Raw genomic sequence first — 15890 nt, 5'->3', positions numbered from 1 at the left:
ATTAGTGAGCCTTAGAACGCTGGTCATCTAATGTGACACCTTTCGGTACCGTAAATTTAAATTTGCTTGGATCAACAGCACCATTTTTTTGCTGTTTTAATTGATAAGCACTGGTTTGCCCATCTTGCTCAACTGCCGCAAACTTCTCAATGGTACCTTGTGGGTTAACTGTAATAGAGAAGCTTTTCAGCGTGCCATTAGTCTGTTTTGGTTTTAAATCAAAATTATTACCCTGCTGGATAATAGAATACTGTTTCCAATCTTGCGGATTGTTACGTGTAATCAGTAAAAATGGCGTATCTTGGGTCGCATCCGACAAATTAGTGACCGTCACTTGCTCAACAAATGGGTTATAAAACCATAAGTTTTTACCATCTGATACTAAGACACTTTCATCTGGCGATGTCATATTCCAGTTAAATAAATTAGGTCGCTCTATCCACAAGTCACCAACACCTTCTTGGATCAAGTCGCCTTCAGGACTGGTGACTTTCTGTGTGAAACTGGCTTGGAAACTATTGACCTTACTCAGTCGATCCTGAAGGTCTTGACTCGCATCCGCCAATACTTGGCCTACGTTTAAACTTAGGGCTAACGCACCTAATAACATCATTTTTTTCATCGAACAGAGACCTTTAAATTAATACCTCAAGAAGCGTTGTATCTTTATACACCCCTTGAATTAAACCAGCAATTGGGAGATTTCTTTATTAATGTCCCATCGATGGAGGAGCTAATACTTCACGGTTACCATTATGTCCAGGCTCACTGACAATTCCTTGGTTTTCCATCTGTTCCACAATACGAGCAGCACGGTTATAACCAATACGGAACTGACGCTGTACACCGGAGATTGATACCCGTTGCTTCTCAACAACAAACTCAACAGCTTGGTCAAACAGTGGATCAAGCTCTTCATCACCACTGTCATAACCGCCAGCACCATCACTGTCGTCACTGCATGAAGTGATGCTATCAATATACTGAGGTTTACCACGAGCTTTCCAATCATTCACAACAGCATGAACTTCTTGGTCACGAACAAACGCACCGTGTACGCGCATTGGAATTGATGAGTTCGGTGGAAGATAAAGCATATCCCCCATTCCTAGCAGAGATTCCGCGCCACCTTGGTCAAGTATGGTTCGTGAGTCAATTTTGCTGGATACGGTGAATGCAATACGCGTTGGAATATTTGCTTTAATTAACCCCGTAATAATGTCCACTGAAGGGCGCTGAGTGGCCAAAACAAGGTGAATTCCCGCAGCACGTGCTTTTTGTGCTAAACGCGCAATCAGCTCTTCCACTTTTTTCCCTGCGGTCATCATCAAGTCGGCAAATTCATCCACCATTACCACGATGTAAGGCTCTTTTTTCAATGTTGGATGTTCAATATCCATGCTATCGCCCGGCTTCCAGAATGGATCAGGGATTGGGCGATTCATCTCTGCAGCTGCTTTGATTTTATCGTTATAACCAGCAAGGTTGCGCACGCCTAGCGCGGACATCAGTTTATAGCGTCGTTCCATTTCGTTGACACACCAACGCAGGGCATTGGCAGCATCTTTCATGTCAGTTACGACCTCAGTGAGCAGATGAGGAATACCTTCATAGATGGATAATTCCAACATTTTAGGGTCGATCATAATAAAGCGCACATCTTCAGGTTTCGCTTTATACAAAATACTGAGGATCATGGCGTTGACCCCAACAGATTTACCTGAGCCCGTTGTACCCGCGACAAGTAAGTGAGGCATTTTAGCTAAATCGGCAACGACTGGGTCGCCTTCAATATCTTTACCTAACACGATAGTCAGCGGCGATGGATTCTTTCTAAAATCATCGCAATCTAAGACTTCGCGTAAATAAACAGTTTGGCGTTTTTCATTAGGGAGTTCTAAACCAACATACGGCTTGCCCGGAATCACTTCAACAACACGCACAGCGGTGGTTGATAACGAACGAGCAAGATCTCGCGATAATGTTGAGATACGCGCCGCTTTTACGCCCGGTGCTAAATCTAACTCAAAACGGGTAATCACTGGACCAGGAGAGAAGCCAACGACTTCCGCTTTCACGCGATAGTCATTTAAGCGTGCTTCAATCAATCTTCCCGTTTGCTCCAACTTGAACATATCCACCGGCTCTTCTTGCTCTGGCGGGCTCGCTAGCAAGTCGAGGGAAGGCATAGGTGTCGTTGGCTTTGGCAACGGTTGGTCGTTACGGACTAAAAATGGATGGAATAAACTATCCTGCAGTGGCTGTTGCGGCTGTTGCGGCTGTTGCGGCTGTTGCGGCTGTTGCGGCTGCGCAAAAGTTTGAGCCGGTACAGCCGTATTTGCAACATTAAAATTATTTACAGGTGCCTCTGGTGGGGTAGACACAGGAGGTGCAGTAAATGATGGCATAAATATCGGTGTGGTAGGCTCATCATCGATGAGATCATCCACAGGAGAAAAATCTTCTAAAACTGAAAATGATGAGCTTAAATCAATTTTTGGCTCTAAATCATCGTATTCACTTTCTAATGTCGGTTCATCATCTACATGAGCAGTAAAGTGATGAATATTTGATGGCTGGCTATATGCTGTTGGCGCTACAGTGACCTCATCCGATTCAGATGCAGATGCAGATGGCCAACGATGCTCAATGTTAGGTTGAGTATATGAAGACGTATATACCTGGGGTATTTCCGGCTGTGGCTCAGCCTGTACTGAATGAGGCGGTGTCTCTAAACTATGGTCATCAGAATCAATTTCACCATAACGCTGACGTTGTTGCTCCATAAATTGAAGACTTAGTAATCGTTCTTGATCTAACTCTTCGTCCGTTTTTACCTCTTCATTCCCAGGCTCTTCAGCTGAAGTCTGTTGCTGATAGGTTTGTTCACGCTGAGATGCTTCTTCTTGGCGGCGCTGCAATTCAGCATCACGCAGAGAAGGAATACGAATACCATATAATTCGCGACGAGTTGGCAAGCGTACCGGATTTGGACGCGGTAACTCTGGCTCCATATTTTTCTTAACTTGCGCATGACGATCCATTGCTGCAATCGAGATACCTGCCGCTGCCAACGCCGCTGAGTTAGCAACTCGGTCGGAGACTAATGGCTTGCTCAAATCCGGAGTTTCCATTCCAACCACAGGTGTCGATGGCGGTACAGACGATGTAAACGATGGCGAAGCCTCAGGCTCCTCAATAACAGGTGCTGCCGGAGCCACTTGTGGCTGTTGATTATACGGTTGTGAATTGAAATGAGTGAGCTCATTCTGCGGAGCAAATACAGACGGCTCCTTTATCTCATTATGAGCCGCTCGTTCTTCATATTGATTCTGGCTTACCGCAGGTTGTTGATATTGATTATCTACCTGTTTTTGCTCATCTTCAGGCGCATTAAAATGGTAGGTTTGAGGTTCATCCGTTGCAGAAAAAGTCGGTAACGGTTCATCATCCATCGGCTGTACAACAAATGATGTAGGCTGGGATTGATGGATGCTTGGAGTCACTGCTTGTACATCTTGAGCTAATGGCTGCTTTTCAACTTGCGGTTCGATATCATCATGAACCAATTCAGCAACAGTCGGTGCTGAAAATAGGACATCATCCATATCAATACTTTGAGCATCATGATTTGCTTGATGTTCGGCCTGCTGAGCACGTTGTAATGCGTCCTCTGTTTCTTCAACATCATAATCATACTCATCCAAATCATCCCCACGAGCACGATTCGTGAGTAATGTAATTGGTAGTAATATTCCAGCGCCCAATTTTTCAGCGATGGTCAACCATGACCATCCCGTAAATAAAGTAAAGCTAATCGCCCATAAAAATAGTAATGCTAGCGTTGCCCCTAAGGAATTAAACCACGGCATGATTGCATTACTAAATACACTGCCTATCACTCCGCCTGATGCGAAATTAGGTAAATCATCGAAATTGAGTGCAGCTAAACCGCAAGATGACAGGATTAGGGCTAATCCACCAATAAGGCGTAAAGATAATGAGAAGAAATCAATATAACGGCGTTGACTCTCATAATGATAAATGGCCCAACAGCCTAATAGCAAAATCGGCGGAATAGCGAAGGCAAGTATGCCAAAAGCAGAAAATAAAATATCGGCGCTCCACGAGCCGATACTGCCCCCTAAATTTTTAACAGGGGCATCCCATGTTGTTTGGGACCAGCTAGGGTCAGAAGGACTAAAGCTCAATAACGCCACCATTAAAAAGATAGCGCTAAGACAGATAGCCAGCAAAATGACCTCTAATAGCCGTCTGCCGCTACTGAGCTTTTTAAATTTGATGTATTTATCTTCGGTATATTCTTGGCTCATTATTGTTTCTTTACTGACTGATGTTCTTACAGGCTAATGTTGTTACTGAGTAAGGGGTTACTCTATGATTATTCTACCACTAATCCCCTTAATGCGCCTGCTTTAAGCAGATTAAGGCAAATTAACACATCATAGATCCCATAAGATTCAGTATTTCATCTTACGAATGAGGATTCAAACTCTATTTAAGGTCAAAATTCTTAATTGTTTATAGCTTTAAAATCAATAAATTGAAATGAAAATTTCTGACTATTTTTGAGTATAAGACGATAAATGACTAGATAGTGTTCGAAAGAGAGATCCGCAGGATAACTCATCAGAAATGAATAACCTAAAACGGAACAACGCTGAGTAAACTCAGCGTTGAAACTGCAGTGTGACAACAATAGGGATTGCTGTGCAGGAATAGGTGGAACAAAGTGAGATTAGCGAGTTTTAATCACTAAACGGTTACTTTGTTTAACTTCTTCCATAACTACATAGGTGCGAGTGTCGTTTACGCCAGGAAGACGTAGCAGGGTTTCACCTAGTAATTTACGATATGCGGACATATCAGGCACACGCGTTTTCAACAGATAGTCAAAATCACCTGATACAAGGTGACACTCTTGAATTTCTTCAAGTTTTTGAACTGCCGTATTGAATTGTTCAAAGACATCTGGCGCACCACGGTTAAGCGTAATTTCCACAAAAACCAGTAATGATGCATCTAAGTAATGAGGGTTTAGTAATGCTGTGTAACCAGAAATAAAACCCTGTCTTTCAAGACGACGGACACGCTCTAAACAGGGTGTTGGAGATAAACCAACACGCTTAGATAGTTCTACGTTAGAGATACGCCCATCTTTCTGTAATTCGTTCAGTATGTTCCTGTCAATACGGTCTAGGTCTTTGCCAGGACGCTTTTTATTGTCAATCATCTCTTATCTCTCTTTCTCTAATTGTTATTTTGTACATCTATAAAACCGCACCATCTGATCGCCTACTAATTTAAGTTAGTATTCATCTGTGGGCCTATTTTATTCGTAATACTGAAGTTCCCGTGAACTGAAGCCTTGTTCACAATCATCACCATTATTTAGGTTAATGAATGACGTAAAGTTAATTTTCCAGTAAGAACAAAAATGCGCCATTTCCATTGACCTGCTAGATAATTAACTCTTAGATAGATGTTTTCGCAAATGCGCAGCCGATTGTCAAAGTAAATGAATAAAAATCAGTACAAGATTTCGGTTTTTTTTCCAGTAAAACGTTTCGCAGACACAATTCAGGATAATTCCTAAAAATATCACTTCGTGATTAGAGCACTTTCCCTTTCATTTTTTAACTCTTAATTGGTATTGCCTATCAGAAAAATTTGCCCCCCTCCAATGAATGGTTGGTTAAATCACTTTTGTTAACCCCCTATTTCTCCTACAATCGTGAATATGCTTTTTTGAGACTAAACGAGGAATTCATGAGCACAACCACACATCGCAAGTTAATCATTTTAGGTTCAGGTCCTGCTGGTTATACCGCGGCGGTTTACGCCGCTCGCGCAAATTTACACCCTGCACTGATTACTGGGGTGGAAAAAGGCGGTCAATTAACTACAACCACTGAAGTTGAAAACTGGCCGGGTGATCCTGAGGGCTTAACTGGCCCAGGACTCATGGAACGCATGCAGGCTCATGCTGAAAAATTCGAAACTGAAATCATCAATGACCATATTACTAAAGTTGATTTTCAGCAACGCCCTTTCCGTCTTTTTGGCGATGACACCGAATACACTTGTGACGCATTGATTATCGCAACAGGCGCATCAGCCCGTTACATCGGTTTACCTTCTGAAGAAGCCTTTAAAGGTCGTGGGGTTTCAGCTTGTGCAACCTGTGATGGTTTCTTCTATCGCAATCAAAAAGTTGCTGTTGTTGGTGGTGGGAATACGGCGGTTGAAGAAGCATTATACCTGTCCAACATTGCCTCAGAGGTTCATCTCATTCACCGCCGTGATAGCTTTAGAGCTGAAAAAATCCTAATCAATCGCCTAATGGATAAAGTCGAAAACGGTAATATTGTTCTGCACACTGACAATACCTTAGATGAAGTTCTTGGTGACGATATGGGCGTAACTGGCGTTCGTTTACGTTGCACAAAAACAGGTAAAACTGAAGATGTCGCCGTAATGGGCGCATTTATTGCTATTGGTCATAGCCCTAACACGGGGATTTTTGAAGGTCAATTGGCATTAGATAATGGCTACATCAAAGTTCAATCCGGCACTAACGGTAATGCAACTCAAACCTCTGTTGAAGGTATTTTTGCCGCAGGTGATGTAATGGATCATATTTATCGTCAGGCAATTACTTCCGCTGGAACTGGCTGTATGGCTGCATTAGATGCAGAACGTTATCTTGATGGATTAGCAGACAATAAATAATTATTGCCTCTAGAATACTCAAGCGCCTTATTCCACTAAGGCGCTTTTTTTATTCCCTAATTAGGAGCAAGTTTATATTACGCCTTAAATCCACTCCCTATACTCAATCCGATAACGATACTAATTAAATAAGGGAATTGCATGGACCCACAAACACAAAAAGAGCCGATTAGTCGGCTTGCTTACGTCATTATTTCGATCTTGGCCATCATTCAAGGCATCATCATTACAGCCAATTTGGATTATTCCACGCGTACCAGCATCGAATTAAGCCCAACATTGGCTTACCTACCACTGATCTTGGCTATCTTTGTACCCTCAGTAATCAGTTTCCTGATTACCAATGCTAAACAATCCGCTTTCTATCTAAACATCATTCTCGTGATTGTTCTGGCTTGTTGGATTAATACTTGGCAAAGCGTAGATTTGGAATATTCCAGCAGTAGAGACCCCTTTTTAGTCGGTGTCACGCTAACTGTGCTAATTTTTTTCTTGTTACCCTGGATGCAGAACTACCAAGCAACAGGGACATGGAAAGCGAATTATAGTTGTTTAGTGGGTTACTATTTTCGTAATACCTTATTCGGTATTACGTCATGTGCCATTGGGGGATTATTAGCGCTTATTGTGAAGCAAGCCAGCTTCTTATTTTCCATTGTAAATCTGTCTGCTCTCAGCCATCTTCTTGACAGCGAATATACACTTTGGGTGGCATTTTTATTGGGATTTAACATCAGCTTGCTATTTCTTCGTGCCAAGCTCGTAATGCAGTTAAATAATATAGTCCGATATTTCTCTCTATTTTTCTTACCACTACTCAGCGTTGTTGCCATTATTTTCTTAATTGGCTTCGTTATATCGCTAGCAACAAATGTGCGTTTTACCTCTTCTGAATTAGGTTCAGGCACAATGCTTGGCTTTATCATTTTAAATGTCATTTTTATTAATGCCGTCTATGGTGATGGAACCCATCGTCACCAATTTGGTGTCATTTTTAATAGTTTTGTACTGACTAGCATTGTGTTATTAAACGCATTTTCAGCCCTTTCGCTATATGGCATTTTAGTTCGTGTGAATCAATACAGTTGGAGTGTGAGCCGCCTGTATGCATTTACCATCGCGATATTCCTAGCATTAATCATCCTCTCCTACAGTATTGCCATCCTTCGCAAAAGACAGAGTTGGTCACTTTCCTTAGGTTCTATCAACAAAGTGGCAATAAGCAGCTTGATTGGCATTATCCTCATCATTAATAGTCCAATTGCGAATTTCGAAAAGATCACAGTCAACAGTATGATGTCTGCAATTGAGCAAGGAAAAATTAAGATTAACCGTACCTTGGGTTACGACCTAGAAAACCTCGGTAAACGAGGCCAAGACGCGCTCGCAAAACTAAACCAAAATCCTGAATATCAAATGCTATTGAAAACCAGTGACTATTCACCAGAAAATCAAAAGTTGCTGAAAGATGTTTTAGTGATGGCGAAAAATAGTAAACCCATCCCTCAAAGTTGGTTTTCCATGGGAGACGATATTAGTGGCAGCTGGTATTGCACCAATTATTATAGCCCTCAGAGTTGTCTTGGATTTATGGCAGATGTCAATCAAGATGGTCACGATGACATTGTGATGTGCCATAGTGAAGCTGAGATATCTAACTATGAGTGCATTATTTGGCAATCCACGGCAGACACTTGGAACGTTATCGAAGAGCAGATAACACATTTTGATGATATTCCGAGCAAAAAGGCTGCATGGGACAAACTGCTTAACGGTCAATATCAGTTAAAACCCAAAGCGTGGTTAGAAATTACAACTGAATAAATTAATAGAAATACTTTCTACCTATTCAGAGTTATTTCTTCAATAAAATGTCGGTGGCTTAACAAATCTAAATTAAGCCACCTTATTTTTCATCGATAATAACGGTAACATCCCCGCTAACTCAAAACTCTTCATATTTGGCCTCATTATAATTTACCTTTATAAAACATATCGATAACAAAAATTGTTCTATTTAAATAACCCGTTTTTATTATGCAACATATCTCTTAGAAGCTGTTATGATAAGGAAAAATGTCGTTAGATTAGGCTTTTTTTTGCCTCGTCTAACAGTACTCAATAACATTAAAACTACACCTGCTAACTAAATCATTATGGATAAATCAAGACAGACTGAATTGGTGCGTTGGTTAAAACAACATAGCGCTCCGGCTAAACGTTGGCTCCGAATTTCTATGCTATTAGGCATTGTAAGTGGTTTACTGATTATTGCTCAAGCTTGGTTCTTGGCTGTAATCTTACAAGCCCTAATGATGGACCATATCCCCCGAGAACAATTACTCACGGACTTCGCTCTATTGATTAGCGTATTCGCCCTACGAGCTATTGTTCACTATATCCGAGAGCGTGTTGGTTTTCACTGTGGTCAAATTATCAGACAACAGGTTCGAGGGATGGTGTTAGATAAACTCCAAGAATTAGGTCCAGTTTGGGTGAAAGGTAAGCCGGCGGGCAGCTGGGCAACCATCATTTTGGAACAGATTGAAGATATGCAAGATTATTATTCTCGCTATCTACCCCAAATGTATTTAGCAGGGATCATCCCAATCATGATCCTCATTGCCATTTTCCCGTTTAACTGGGTTGCCGGATTAATTCTCTTCGTTACAGCTCCGCTAATCCCCGTGTTTATGGCGCTGGTTGGATTAGGTGCCGCGGATGCTAACCGCCGAAACTTCTTAGCATTGAGCCGCTTAAGTGGTAGTTTCCTCGATAGATTACGAGGCTTAGATACCCTACGACTGTTTTTCCGTGGGAAAGCTGAAGTAAACCAAATTCGTGAATCCACTGAAGATTTTCGTTCTAGAACAATGGAAGTTTTGCGCATGGCGTTTTTATCTTCCGCTGTTTTAGAATTTTTTGCGTCTATATCGATCGCCGTCGTGGCTGTTTATTTTGGTTTCTCCTATCTTGGGGAAATCAATTTCGGTAGTTATGGGTTGGGTGTTAGTTTATTTGCCGGTTTCCTTGCGCTCATTTTATCTCCTGAATTTTTCCAACCATTACGTGATTTAGGCACTTACTATCACGCGAAAGCACAAGCCGTAGGCGCAGCCGAATCATTGGTTACTTTACTTGAGAGCCATGGTGAGGAAAAACAGCAACAGGGAAGTTTGGTTCTGGATGACCAACCCATTCGTATTGAAGCCAAACAATTAGAAGTCTTATCCCATGATGGTGTATGCCTTGCTGGTCCCCTCGATTTTACTATCGAACCACAGCAACGTATTGCTTTAGTAGGGCAAAGTGGTGCTGGTAAAAGCTCCCTACTTAACTTATTACTTGGCTTCTTACCTTATCGTGGCTCCATTACCATTAATGGTCACGAGCTAAGCCAACTGCAACCTGAACAATGGCGAGCACTGGTAGGCTGGGTAGGTCAAAATCCACATTTACCCGAACAAACTTTGGTTGAGAATATCTGTTTAGGCAAGCCGGAGGCTTCTGACGAAGAAATTCAATCTGCGATTGAAAAAGCCTACGTAGCTGAATTTGTACCCAATCTACCGGATGGTTTAAATACCCGCCTTGGTGACTATGCCGCTCGATTATCGGTCGGGCAAGCTCAACGTGTCGCTGTAGCTCGTGTATTATTAAAACCTTCTCGTCTACTCTTATTAGATGAGCCGGCGGCAAGTTTAGATGCCCACAGCGAACAACGCGTTATGGAGACTCTGAATCAGTTATCTGCTCAGCAAACTACTTTGTTAGTCACGCATCTATTGGAAGAAACCGTCGGCTATGACCAAATTTGGGTGATGGCAAATGGGCAAATAATTCAACGTGGCAATTATCAACAACTGAGTCAATCTGAAGGGCCTTTTGCCCAACTACTTGCTCACCGTCATGAGGAGCTCTAAAAATGAAAGTATTATTACCTTTTTTAGCGCTTTATCGCCGCCATTGGTTCTTAATTTCATTAGGGATCATTCTGGCTATTGTCACGTTACTCGCCAGTATTGGGCTTCTCACGCTATCGGGTTGGTTTTTAGCAGGTACAGCGATTGTCGGTTTCCCCGGAATTTATTTCTTTAACTATATGCTCCCCGCCGCGGGTGTTCGTGGAGCCGCCATATTCCGTACAGCGGGACGCTATGCTGAACGTTTAGTGAGCCATGACGCAACGTTTAAAGTTTTAGCTCATTTACGTGTTTTCGCCTTCAGTAAAGTTCTACCGTTATCTCCCGGCGGGATCAGCCGTTTTCGCCAAGGAGATCTACTCAATAGATTAGTGGCGGATGTCGAAACCCTCGACCATCTCTATTTACGCGTATTATCACCAATCATTACCGCGTTCTTCGTCACCTTTGTCCTGATTTTTGGATTAAGTTTCCTCGATCCTCGTCTTGCATGGGTGCTCGGTGGTGTCATGCTATTTTTACTGTTCACCATGCCATGGGTATTTTATCGTGCAGGAAAACCAATTGGACGTGAGCTAACTGAATTGCGTAGCAATTATCGCACCGTCTTAACATCCGCATTGCAAGGGCAAGCTGAATTGGCGCTCTTTGGTGCAACCGAACGCTTCCGCCAGCATTTATTCGCCATTGAAAGCGCTTGGCAAGCTCGTCAGCAACAGCAAGCAGCGCTGACAGGGTTATCACAGGCAATTATTTTGGCAGCCTCTGGGTTCACTGCAACCCTCTTAATGTGGATGGCTGCGGAACATGTGGGTGGAAATACTCAACCTGGAGCCTTAATCGCCCTCTTCGTCTTCTGTGCCCTTGCCGCATTTGAAGCATTAGGTCCGGTTGCCGTTGCTTTCCAACATATGGGGCAAGTTATTGCCTCTGCTACCCGCGTTTCCCAGTTGATGCATGCAAAACCTGAAGTCACCTTCAAGCCTGACGGTAAAAATCTCGATAATTTAGAAAGCTTAGTTATCGACAATGTGAGTTTTACCTACCCAGAGCAACCTTTTGCTGTTTTAAAAAACGTGTCACTGTCATTAAATAAAGGTCAACATCTCGCTTTATTAGGGAAAACGGGTTGTGGTAAATCAACCTTACTTCAACTGCTGACTCGTGCATGGGATGTGGATAGCGGAACAATTTCAATTAATGGGCAATCTATCCAAGAATACAGTGAGCTAGCGCTGCGTAGCATCATGTCGGTGGTTCCACAACGTGTCCATGTATTCAGCGATACACTGCGTAATAACCTGCTAATCGCAAATGAACGCGCGACTGATGAGCAACTCATTGATGTGTTAACTCAGGTTGGCTTAGATAATTTATTGGATAATCAGCTGAAACTAAACGCTTGGATGGGTGAAGGTGGTCGTCAACTGTCTGGTGGCGAACAACGCCGCTTAGGTATCGCCCGGGCACTGCTGCATGATACCCCACTAATCTTAATGGATGAGCCAACTGAGGGCTTAGATGCACAAACAGAGCAACAAATACTCAGCTTATTGAAACAAAAATGTGCGGATAAAACGCTGATCGTGATCACCCATCGTATGCAAGGTTTAGAGCTGATGGATACTATCTGTGTGATGGATAATGGTGAAATCATTGAACAAGGTTCTCACCAACAACTGTTAACTGCACAAGGTCGTTATTATCAGTTCCGTCAGCGTCATTTGGTTCAACAGACCCACTAAGGTGAGCCATGTACCAACTCGATGATGATTCTTATCTGTTTCCTCCCGTATCCGAAGCGATGCGGGAACCTAATGGTTTACTGGCCATTGGTGGCGACCTTTCGTCTAGAAGACTACAATCTGCATACTATGATGGAATTTTTCCGTGGTTTAACCCCGGTGAAGTTCCTCTCTGGTGGTCCCCCGATCCGCGAGCAGTTTTAAAAGTTGGTGACTTACATATTAGTCGCTCAATGAAAAAAACCTTAAAAAAGTCGCCGTATCGGATTACGATTAACCACGCTTTTCAGCAAGTCATTGAAGCTTGTGCAATTAGAGCAGAAGGAACATGGATTTTACCTTCCGTTAGAGCAGGTTACATTGCATTACATGAAGAAGGTATCGCTCACTCCATTGAAGCTTGGCATGGCGATAAGTTAGTCGGTGGGCTGTATGGCGTTAACGTAGGACACCTATTTTGTGGTGAATCGATGTTCAGTAGAATGAATGATGCATCCAAATGTGCTTTTATTACATTCTATTTTCATTTTTTGCGCTATAATGGGCAACTTTTTGATTGTCAGGTACTTAACCACCACACCGCCTCACTCGGCGCAAAAGAAATATCCCGTAGGGATTTTTTGCATATTCTTTATCGGTGGCGCGACCAACGGATCAACCCAGCTTGCTGGTTACCGCAGTCAATAGATTTGCCGAAATCATTTGAAATATCACCACTTTATAAGTGAAACTTGATGATATTTCAGTAACTTTATTCCCATTATCACTAAAGAAAGATCGCTTTAAAATGCGACACTTCTTTACTTAGTGTGGGTTTTTGGGCATTATCTTGCCCGTAAAAAACCACGGTTATTAGACTTTAGAGGATTAGATGGCCAAAGAAGACAATATTGAAATGCAGGGAACTGTTTTGGATACCCTGCCAAATACAATGTTCCGCGTTGAACTGGAAAATGGTCACGTTGTGACTGCTCATATCTCAGGTAAAATGCGTAAAAACTACATCCGCATTCTGACAGGCGACAAGGTCACTGTTGAATTAACACCTTATGACCTGACCAAAGGCCGCATTATTTTCCGTAGCCGCTGATTTCTCTCTTCAGGCAAGGCCTGACATGACCACAGGTGCATAAGACACCTGTGGTATTATTTTGTCAGATTACCGCATCCTCCGGAGAGGCCTTGTGCACGCTATTGAAGCTGTATGTCAGTGTGTTACTTGTTTCATCAAGCCCGATACTCACCGAGCCACCATTCGTTAACGAGCCAAATAATAGTTCGTTTGCCAACGGTTTTTTCAGGTTATCCTGAATAATGCGAGCCATAGGTCGGGCACCCATTGCCTTGTCATAACCTTTTTCACACAACCAACGACGAGCGCTTTGGCTCACTTCAATCGATACCCCTTTATCATCCAACTGAGCTTGAAGTTCAACAATAAACTTATCAACTACTTGGGTAATAATTTCAGGTGACAGCGAGTTAAACCAAATTATACCGTCTAAACGGTTACGGAATTCCGGTGAAAATGTCTTTTTGATTTCAGACATGGCATCGGTGCTGTTATCTTGATCCGCAAAACCAATAGAACGGCGCTGGGTTTCTTGCACACCAGCATTCGTCGTCATCACCACAATCACATTACGGAAGTCAGCCTTGCGACCGTTATTATCCGTTAACGTACCGTGATCCATCACCTGCAACAGGATATTAAACACGTCAGGGTGCGCTTTTTCGATCTCATCTAACAGCACCACAGAGTGTGGATGTTTGATGACCGCATCAGTGAGTAAGCCACCTTGATCAAATCCGACATATCCCGGAGGTGCACCAATTAATCGGCTAACCGTATGACGCTCCATATATTCAGACATATCAAAGCGCAGCAACTTTACATCCAGCGCTTTTGCTAGCTGTACCGTAACTTCAGTTTTACCAACTCCCGTTGGTCCTGCGAATAAGAATGAGCCAACAGGCTTGTGATCTAAGCCAAGACCCGCACGATTCATTTTGATCGCTTCGGTCAATGCTTCAATCGCCTTATCTTGTCCAAAGACCAGCATCTTCAATCGAGAATCTAAAGTTCTCAAACGATCTTTATCGCTAGAAGAGACTGTTTTTTCAGGAATACGAGCAATACGAGCCACGACCGTTTCGATTTCAGGAACGCCGATGGTTTTCTTGCGTTTACTTGGCGCCACTAAACGCGTTCTCGCTCCTGCTTCATCAATAACATCAATTGCCTTATCAGGCAGATGTCGGTCTGTAATGTATTTAACCGATAAATCGACAGCCGCCTGAATAGCTTTCGCGGTGTAACGAACATCATGGTGAGCTTCATATTTAGGTTTCAAACCATTAATAATCCTCACCGTCTCTTCTGGCGATGGCTCCACAATATCAATTTTTTGGAAGCGACGAGCTAATGCGCGGTCTTTCTCAAAAATATTGCTGAACTCTTGATAAGTGGTGGAACCCATAACACGAATACGACCACTCGAGAGTAATGGCTTGATTAAGTTCGCCGCATCAACCTGACCACCCGAAGCTGCACCAGCACCGATAATAGTGTGGATTTCATCAATAAACAGAATGCTTTTGGGATCTTTTTCCAACATTTTCAGTAGCGCTTTAAATCGTTTTTCAAAGTCACCACGGTATTTTGTTCCCGCCAACAATGATCCTATATCCAAGGAATAGATCGTACACTCCTTCATAACATCAGGAACATCATTCTGCTCAATGCGCCATGCCAGACCTTCAGCAATAGCGGTTTTACCAACCCCTGATTCTCCGACTAACAACGGATTATTTTTGCGACGGCGACACAGTACTTGAATAGTACGCTCTAATTCAGCCTGTCGTCCTACCAGCGGGTCGATATTACCTTTCTTAGCTTGCTGGTTAAGGTTGGTCGTGAAGTTGTCCATATGGTCTTCTGAGACTGGCTGTTCTTCACTTGGTGGCATATTATTAGATGCATCAGATTCTGAAGATGACGAATCCTCACCTTTAACCGTGCCATGGGAAATATAATTAACGATATCGAGGCGGCTAACATCATGTTTACGTAATAAGTAGGCCGCTTGAGACTCTTGTTCACTAAAAATAGCCACCAGCACATTAGCGCCAGTTACTTCATTGCGTCCAGAGGATTGAACGTGAAAAACAGCACGTTGCAATACTCGCTGGAAACTAAGCGTTGGCTGAGTATCTCGAGTATCATTTTCAGGTAATAGAGGTGTAGTTTGAGCAATAAAATGCTCGAGTTCTTGCCTCAAAGCAACAAGGTCAACTTTACATGCCTCTAAGGCTTCCCGTGCAGAAATATTGCTTAATAATGCTAGCAATAGGTGCTCCACAGTCATAAATTCATGCCGACTGTCTTTCGCCCGAGTAAAAGCGACATTTAGACTAAGCTCCAGTTCTTGATTGAGCATAAGCACCTCCCCAAATTGATATTAAGACT

The 15890-nt window shown here is 42.8% G+C and carries 10 protein-coding genes; 6 read left to right on the top strand and 4 right to left on the bottom strand.

The window, feature by feature from the left end:
- Window position 1: 1 nt before the first annotated feature.
- The 3 genes from lolA to lrp all read right to left on the bottom strand — a co-directional run bounded on the left by lolA (window position 2) and on the right by lrp (window position 5254).
- Window positions 2-622 carry an outer membrane lipoprotein periplasmic chaperone LolA gene (gene lolA / locus EL244_RS05875; RefSeq protein ID WP_006813605.1) on the bottom strand — a complete coding sequence of 207 codons (621 nt, stop codon included), beginning with the start codon at window positions 620-622 and terminating at the stop codon, window positions 2-4.
- Between the two features lie 88 nt (window positions 623-710).
- The gene (locus tag EL244_RS05870) at window positions 711-4334 is read right to left on the bottom strand and encodes a DNA translocase FtsK 4TM domain-containing protein (protein WP_126459453.1); all 3624 of its coding nucleotides are present in this window, start codon (window positions 4332-4334) and stop codon (window positions 711-713) included.
- Between the two features lie 425 nt (window positions 4335-4759).
- Window positions 4760-5254, bottom strand: a complete 495-nt coding sequence (gene lrp / locus EL244_RS05865; RefSeq protein WP_004918089.1) for a leucine-responsive transcriptional regulator Lrp — start codon at window positions 5252-5254, stop codon at window positions 4760-4762.
- Window positions 5255-5790: 536 nt separating this feature from the next.
- Between lrp and trxB the strand changes: the two genes are divergently transcribed.
- From trxB to infA, 6 genes are all read left to right on the top strand, one after another.
- Window positions 5791-6753, top strand: a complete 963-nt coding sequence (gene trxB, locus EL244_RS05860; protein ID WP_115164117.1) for a thioredoxin-disulfide reductase — start codon at window positions 5791-5793, stop codon at window positions 6751-6753.
- Between the two features lie 141 nt (window positions 6754-6894).
- A complete protein-coding gene (locus tag EL244_RS05855; RefSeq protein ID WP_126459450.1) occupies window positions 6895-8577 on the top strand; it encodes a DUF7057 domain-containing protein in 1683 nt (560 codons plus the stop codon).
- A 332-nt stretch (window positions 8578-8909) separates the two neighbouring features.
- On the top strand, window positions 8910-10676 hold the full coding sequence (gene cydD / locus EL244_RS05850; RefSeq protein ID WP_126459447.1) for a heme ABC transporter permease/ATP-binding protein CydD: 1767 nt from the start codon (window positions 8910-8912) through the stop codon (window positions 10674-10676).
- Window positions 10677-10678: 2 nt separating this feature from the next.
- Entirely contained in the window at window positions 10679-12421 is a 1743-nt protein-coding gene (gene cydC / locus EL244_RS05845; RefSeq protein WP_126459444.1) for a heme ABC transporter ATP-binding protein/permease CydC, read from the top strand.
- An 8-nt stretch (window positions 12422-12429) separates the two neighbouring features.
- Entirely contained in the window at window positions 12430-13149 is a 720-nt protein-coding gene (aat, locus tag EL244_RS05840; protein ID WP_006813613.1) for a leucyl/phenylalanyl-tRNA--protein transferase, read from the top strand.
- Window positions 13150-13292: 143 nt separating this feature from the next.
- Window positions 13293-13511, top strand: coding sequence for a translation initiation factor IF-1 (gene infA, locus EL244_RS05835; RefSeq protein WP_006813614.1), 219 nt, complete (start codon window positions 13293-13295; stop codon window positions 13509-13511).
- 64 nt (window positions 13512-13575) lie between these two features.
- On the opposite strand, the gene clpA is transcribed toward infA, so the two are convergent.
- A complete protein-coding gene (gene clpA, locus EL244_RS05830; protein ID WP_126459441.1) occupies window positions 13576-15861 on the bottom strand; it encodes an ATP-dependent Clp protease ATP-binding subunit ClpA in 2286 nt (761 codons plus the stop codon).
- Window positions 15862-15890 lie beyond the last annotated feature (29 nt).

Origin of the sequence: Providencia rustigianii (assembly GCF_900637755.1) — a bacterium.
GTDB lineage: Bacteria > Pseudomonadota > Gammaproteobacteria > Enterobacterales > Enterobacteriaceae > Providencia > Providencia rustigianii.
The sequence above is the reverse complement of the archived record's forward strand: the minus strand, read 5'-3'. Positions and strand labels throughout refer to the sequence as shown.

Coding starts and splice junctions, on each gene's coding strand:
- lrp (WP_004918089.1), bottom strand. CDS start 5,254: ATGATTGACAATAAAAAGCGTCCTGGCAAAGACCTAGACCGTATTGAC.
- trxB (WP_115164117.1), top strand. CDS start 5,791: ATGAGCACAACCACACATCGCAAGTTAATCATTTTAGGTTCAGGTCCT.
- aat (WP_006813613.1), top strand. CDS start 12,430: ATGTACCAACTCGATGATGATTCTTATCTGTTTCCTCCCGTATCCGAA.
- infA (WP_006813614.1), top strand. CDS start 13,293: ATGGCCAAAGAAGACAATATTGAAATGCAGGGAACTGTTTTGGATACC.
- EL244_RS05870 (WP_126459453.1), bottom strand. CDS start 4,334: ATGAGCCAAGAATATACCGAAGATAAATACATCAAATTTAAAAAGCTC.
- EL244_RS05855 (WP_126459450.1), top strand. CDS start 6,895: ATGGACCCACAAACACAAAAAGAGCCGATTAGTCGGCTTGCTTACGTC.
- clpA (WP_126459441.1), bottom strand. CDS start 15,861: ATGCTCAATCAAGAACTGGAGCTTAGTCTAAATGTCGCTTTTACTCGG.
- cydC (WP_126459444.1), top strand. CDS start 10,679: ATGAAAGTATTATTACCTTTTTTAGCGCTTTATCGCCGCCATTGGTTC.
- lolA (WP_006813605.1), bottom strand. CDS start 622: ATGAAAAAAATGATGTTATTAGGTGCGTTAGCCCTAAGTTTAAACGTA.
- cydD (WP_126459447.1), top strand. CDS start 8,910: ATGGATAAATCAAGACAGACTGAATTGGTGCGTTGGTTAAAACAACAT.